A 5,688-nucleotide genomic window follows, 5' to 3' on the forward strand; every position below is an offset into this window, starting at 1 on the left:
CCTGTTTCTGGACTATCAGGACACCCGCCGCGAGTTGGTGGAGCGGCTGGAGGCGCAAACCGCCAACCGGGCCGCGCAGGAGAGCGCCGAGCTGCAAGGCGTGTCGCGCGACGTGCGCACCCTGCTCAGCAGCTGGCGCAGCCTGTCAGATAATGTGGGCAGCGGTGATTACCTGAGCGCCCATTACATTCCTTTCGATGAGAAGCGCCGGGATGCGCCGCCGCGCGTCGAGCGGGCGCTGGCCTTCGTCGAGGCTTTCGGCAGCGGCGGCCTGGGCAATCTGGTGAATACCTTCGTGGTGATGGACAAGGGCATCGCGCTGTCCAGCGCCAACGGCCCCAAGCATCAAATCGAGAGCCAGCAGCATTTGTCCCAGCTGCGCGACCTGCGCAGCCAGCCGGTGCGCGACGGCGTGCTTTGGGGCCGCCCCTATCAGTCGTACAACGGCAAATGGTGCCTGGTGGTGGCGGCCGAGGACGCCGCCAGCAACGACCTGATAGGCATTACGGTGCAGCTGTCGATGAATTTCGGCCTGGACAAGCTGGATGTGCTGCACGAGGGCTGGTTGGCCTGGCTGGATGGCGCGGGCCGGGCGCTGACCCCGCTGCCGCCGTGGACGCCTCCCGGCTTGCCGGCTTCGCTGCCGGATTGCGTGGCTCCGTATTCGCGGCGGGTGGAGGGCGTGCGCGCCATCTGCACCAATGTGGAGCCGCCGGGCTGGCGCATGGTGCTGTTCTATCCGGCGGACGTGCTGACCGACAGGGCATTGGCGGCGCTGCCCCGGCACTTGCCGATGGCGCTGCTGGTGCTGGTGTCCCTGGTCGGCCTGTTGTACGCGGTGCTGCAGCGCAGCCTGGGCCGGACGCTCAGCCACTTCGTCCGCACCATCAGCCCCCAGGCGGATGTCAGCGCGCAGCAGCGTTTGCCGGAAGCGGGCGAGGACGAGCTGGGGCAGATCGCCTGCGCCTACAACCGCCTGCTGGACGTGGTGCAGGCGCAGTACGCCGAGCTGGAGGCCAAGGTGGCCGAGCGCACGACGGCGCTGGAGGAGGCCAGGTACCGGGCCGAGCGCGCCAGCGCCAACAAGAGCGAGCAGCTCACCAGCATCAGCCATGAAATCCGCACGCCGCTGAACGGCATCGTCGGCGCGCTGATGCTGCTCAACCGCACCGGCGGCACCGCCAGCCAGCACGATCTGGTGGACACCGCGCTGAAGTGCTCCGGCCACCTGCTGGAGATCATCAACAATCTGCTGGATTTCTCGCGGATCGAGTCCGGGCAGATGGTGGTGACGCCGGCCACGCTGGACCCGCTGGAATTGATAGACCAGGCCATGCTCACCGTGCAGCTGCAGGCGCTGGACAAGGGGCTGTCGCTGCAGACCGAGGCGGCGACCAGCTTTCCGCGGCAGTTGCATACCGACGGCCTGCGACTGCGCCAGATTCTGATCAATTTATTGGGCAACGCCGTCAAGTTCACCTCGAGCGGCGGGGTCGTCCTGCGCGCCTGGAGCGTGGAGGGGCGGGTGTATTTCAGCGTCCACGACACCGGGCCGGGCATACCGGAGGAAAAGCGGACAGAGGTGTTTACCGCTTTTCATCAGCTGGACAACCATGTTTCCGGCAGCGGCCTGGGATTGCCGATCGCGCGCAGCCTCGCGCGCTTGCTGGGCGGGGATCTGTATCTGACGCCGGCCAGCCGCGGCGCCTGCTTCCAGCTGGAGCTGCCGCTGGGCAAGGTGTGCGCCGACATGGTGCCGGACCTCGGCCCCATCGTGGCTCCGGAGCGCCTGCATGAGCAATTGCGCGCCTGGGGCTACCAGCCGGAAGCGGGCGCCAACCCGACACTGGAGGCGCCGGAACTGGCGTATCTGCCGGCGCGGCTGCGCCAGTGGCTGGACCCGGACGGGGCGCCGGGCTCGCGGCTGGACGACGGCGACGTGCCGGTTTCGGTCTGGTCGCTGCAGGTGCTGGTGGTGGATGACGTGGACACCAACCGCGACATTGTCGGGCGCATGCTGCGCCTGCAGGGCCACCACACCATGGAGGCGTCCAGCGGCGAGGACGCGCTGGCGCTGGGGCGTTCGCATGTTTTCGACGTGGTGTTGATGGACATGCGCATGCCCGGCTTGTCAGGCGGGCAGACGACGGCGCTGTGGCGCGAGGAGGCCAACGGCATGCTGGACCCGGACTGCCCCATCGTGGCGCTCACCGCCAATGCCCAGCCAGGCGAGCGGGAGCGGCTGCTGGCCGCCGGCTTCAACGAGTATCTGACCAAGCCGGTGACGCCGGCCATGCTGGCGCATATGCTGGACTTCGTCGCCGATCTGCAACTGACGCGCGGCATGGAGCTGGAGCCCAACGCCGGCTGCGACCAGCCCATTCTGGCGCGGGATCCGGATTTCCTGCGGCGGCTGGAGCAGGATTTGCGCCAGCGCTATCTGCGCCTGGGCGAGGCCGTGGCCGCGCAGGATCAGGCGGCCAGCCTGGATCTGCTGCATGCGCTCAAGGGGCTGGCGGGCCAGGCCGGGCTGCATCTGGTGTGCGAGGCGGTGGAGCACTGGGAGGCGCAGCTGCAGCAGGGCGCCGGACTGCGCAAAGACGCGTGGCAGGCGCTGGGAAGATTGATAGACAGCGTGTTGTAGGGGCTCAGAACTCCAGCACGCCCAGCCGCCGGGCCCAGTTGCTCAGTTCCGCGGCGTTGTGGGCGTCCAGCTTGCGCATCAGGTTGAGGCGATGCGTTTCCACCGTTTTCAGGCTGATGGACAGCAGCTCGGCGATGTCGCGGTTGCGGCGGCCTTCGGCCACCAGTTTCAGCACCTGGCGCTCGCGCAGCGTCAGCGGCGTCTCTCCCAGCGTGCGCTCGGTGGTGTCCAGCGTTTCCAGCTTGAGCGCGGGGTCGATATAGGTCTTGTCCAGCGCCGCGTGCTGCAGCGCGGCCAGCAGCACCTGCTGCGGGCTCTGTTTGAGCACGTAGGCCAGCGCGCCCGCGGTCAGCGCGGCGCGGCCGCGGTGCTCCTCGTTGGACGCGGTGAATACGACCACCCGCAGCGCCGGCCAACGCCGGCGCAACTGGTGAATCACATCGATGCCGTCCATGCCTGGCAAGCCCAGATCCAGCAGCACCAAATCCGGATTGAGCTGTTGACAGGCTTCGTAGGCGGCCAGCCCATCGGATACGGCCCCGACAACCTCGTAACGCGGACGGTCCGCCAGCAAAGAGCGGACGCCGTCTATCAGCAGCGAGTGGTCTTCAACGATAAGGACGCGCAGGGGGAGTGAACTCATCTGGCTAGGCCTTGTAAATAAAGTGTTAATTTTAATTGAAATTTTCTCTGTGACAGCAGAATTCACAATAAGCCTATGGGGCAAATCATAGTCATTATTAAGTTCTTTGACATGCCCAATTAGGTTTATATCCGTGAATCATCAAGCCGTCGCTCCGCCTGCGCGGCATGCCGCCGCCATTTGCCCCGCCGGGAGGCGGCATGGACAGGCGCGGCGTGAAATTCAGGTGTAGGCCGGATATTTCACGATAGCGCCTGTTGGCAGCATGGGGGCATGAAAAAAGCACTCGATCCCCATTCCGCATTGCGCAGCTTGGCCGCGCGCCTGGCACAGCCGCGCTGGTCCGCCGCCGGGTCGGTCGCCACCGGCATGCTGGGCGCGCACCGGGCGCGCGCTCGCAGCTTCGACGCGGGACTGACCGTGGCGCTGACCCTGGATCGGCCCGTGTCGCAAGCGCCGGAAGCCTGCCTGCTGCTGGCCTCCACCCCGGAAGCCTGCGACGACGCCCTATACCTGGCCGACGACAGCCTGTGGCTGCTGCGCCGGTTTCCCGAACGGCTGACCGAGGTGGAGTTCGACCTGCTGCTCAAGCAACAACTGGCGCTGGCGGCGCTGCTGGCCGCGCGCGACCGCGCTCCCCCCCTTGTTTTGCCCATTGCCGGGAGATACGCATGAAATTCCTGTCGTTGCTGATGGCCGGCGCGCTGGCGTCCTGCGCCGCCGCGGCCCAACCCATTCCCTGGCGCGGACAGCCCTTTTTCGTTTCCAGCCGCAATACGCCGCTGGCCTCGGTGTTGAAGGACATGGGCGCCAACTACCGCTTGCCGGTGGTGGTCAGCCCCAGGATCACGGAGGCCTATGCCGGGGAGCTGAGCGACAGCCCGCGCGGCAAGGCGCTGTCCGAGCTGTCGCGGCTGTATCAGCTGCTGCCGTATTACGACGGCAACACGCTGTACGTTTACAAGGCGCAGGAGATGGACCAGGCGCTGCTGACGCCGGCCTATCTGAGCGGGACGGAGCTGGAGGGGCTGATCCGCCAGAGCGGCCTGCTGGACGGCGCCGCCTGCCGGCTGCGCCAGGTGGGCGGCGCCAACGCGCTGCAGGTCAACGGCGTGCCGGTGTGCCTGACCCGGGTGGCGGCATTGGCCAAGCAGCTGGACGAGCAGAATCTTAACCAGGAGCAGAACAAGGAAACCATCGCCATCTATCCGCTCAAGTACGCCAACGCCGGGGACAGCAGCTACGCCTACCGCAGCCAGAACGTGGTGGTGCCCGGCGTGGTGTCGGTGCTGCGCGAGATGGCGCAGGGCAGGGCGCTGCCGCTGCCCGACAACAAGACGCCGGCGCCCGCCGACGCTAGCGGGCTGCCGATGTTCTCCGCCGACACGCGGCAGAACGCCGTGCTGGTCCGCGACCGCAAGAAGAACATGCCGCTGTACGCCGACCTGATTCCCAAGCTGGACCGCCGCCCGGGCCTGATCGAGATATCGGTGGCCATCATCGACGTGGACGCAGCCGACATCAACGAACTGGGCATCGACTGGTCCGGATCGGCCCGCATCGGCGGCGGGACGGTCAGCTTCAACAGCGACGGCGGCCTGGCGTCCGACAGCTTCTCGTCGCTGGTGTCCAACTCCGGCAACTTCATGCTGCGGCTTTCCGCGCTGGAGCAGAAGTCCAAGGCCAAGATCGTGTCCCGCCCGTCGGTGGTGACGTTGGACAACGTGCAGGCGGTGCTGGACCGCAGCGTCACTTTCTACACCAAGCTGGTGAGCGAAAAGAACGCCAAGCTGGAGTCGGTGACGGCTGGGGCGCTGATGCGCGTCACGCCGCGGCTGATCCACGAAACCGACGGCGACAAGGTTCTGCTCACGCTCAACATCCAGGATGGCCGCCAGGACAAGCCGATCAGCCGCGCCGAATCGCTGCCGCAGGTGCAGAACGCCGAGATCGCCACCCAGGCCAGGCTCAACCTGGGCCAGGCGCTGCTGCTGGGCGGCTTTGTCCAGGACGAAAGCGTGGAGGGCGTGCGCAAGATTCCATTGCTGGGCGATCTGCCGCTGATCGGCGGCCTGTTCCGCAGCACGACCAAGAGCGAGCGCAATGTGGTGCGCCTGTTCCTGATCAAGGCCGAGCCGCGGCAGTTGTAGGGGGGAACGATCATGGACGCCAGTTTCAAGCTCAAGCTGCTGAACGGCCCGCTGGCCGGACGCGAGCTGTTTTTGCCGCTCGGCCCGTTCTCGGTCGGCGGCGGCGACAGCGACCTTTCGCTGCCGCTGGAAGGCGGGGCCGTCGCCACGCTGGAAGTCTCGGCCGACGCGGTCAGCCTCGGCAGCCGCACGCCGTGCTGGGTGGGCGGCCGCAGCCGTCCTCCCGGACCTTTGCCGCCCAATGCGGCGAT

The 5,688-nt window shown here is 67.0% G+C and carries 5 protein-coding genes; 4 read left to right on the forward strand and 1 reads right to left on the reverse strand.

What is annotated here, in order from left to right; all coding sequences use genetic code 11:
- On the forward strand, window positions 1-2,644 hold a 2,644-nt coding region (locus VL52_RS22570; protein WP_046159148.1), incomplete at its 5' end, for a two component system sensor kinase.
- A 4-nt stretch (window positions 2,645-2,648) separates the two neighbouring features.
- On the opposite strand, the gene VL52_RS22575 is transcribed toward VL52_RS22570, so the two are convergent.
- On the reverse strand, window positions 2,649-3,287 hold the full coding sequence (locus VL52_RS22575) for a two component system response regulator (RefSeq protein WP_046159149.1): 639 nt from the start codon (window positions 3,285-3,287) through the stop codon (window positions 2,649-2,651).
- Between the two features lie 273 nt (window positions 3,288-3,560).
- On the opposite strand from VL52_RS22575, the gene VL52_RS22580 reads away from it, so the two are divergent.
- The 3 genes from VL52_RS22580 to VL52_RS22590 form a co-directional block, all read left to right on the forward strand.
- Window positions 3,561-3,962, forward strand: a complete 402-nt coding sequence (locus tag VL52_RS22580) for a hypothetical protein (protein WP_046159150.1) — start codon at window positions 3,561-3,563, stop codon at window positions 3,960-3,962.
- Window positions 3,959-5,437 carry an EscC/YscC/HrcC family type III secretion system outer membrane ring protein gene (locus VL52_RS22585; protein ID WP_046159151.1) on the forward strand — a complete coding sequence of 493 codons (1,479 nt, stop codon included), beginning with the start codon at window positions 3,959-3,961 and terminating at the stop codon, window positions 5,435-5,437. The genes VL52_RS22580 and VL52_RS22585 overlap by 4 nt, the downstream gene beginning before the upstream one ends.
- Before the next feature lie 12 nt (window positions 5,438-5,449).
- Window positions 5,450-5,688 (forward strand): type III secretion protein HrpQ (locus VL52_RS22590; RefSeq protein WP_046159152.1); only part of this gene is annotated, 239 nt, incomplete at its 3' end.

Origin of the sequence: Chromobacterium vaccinii, assembly GCF_000971335.1 — a bacterium.
GTDB lineage: Bacteria > Pseudomonadota > Gammaproteobacteria > Burkholderiales > Chromobacteriaceae > Chromobacterium > Chromobacterium vaccinii.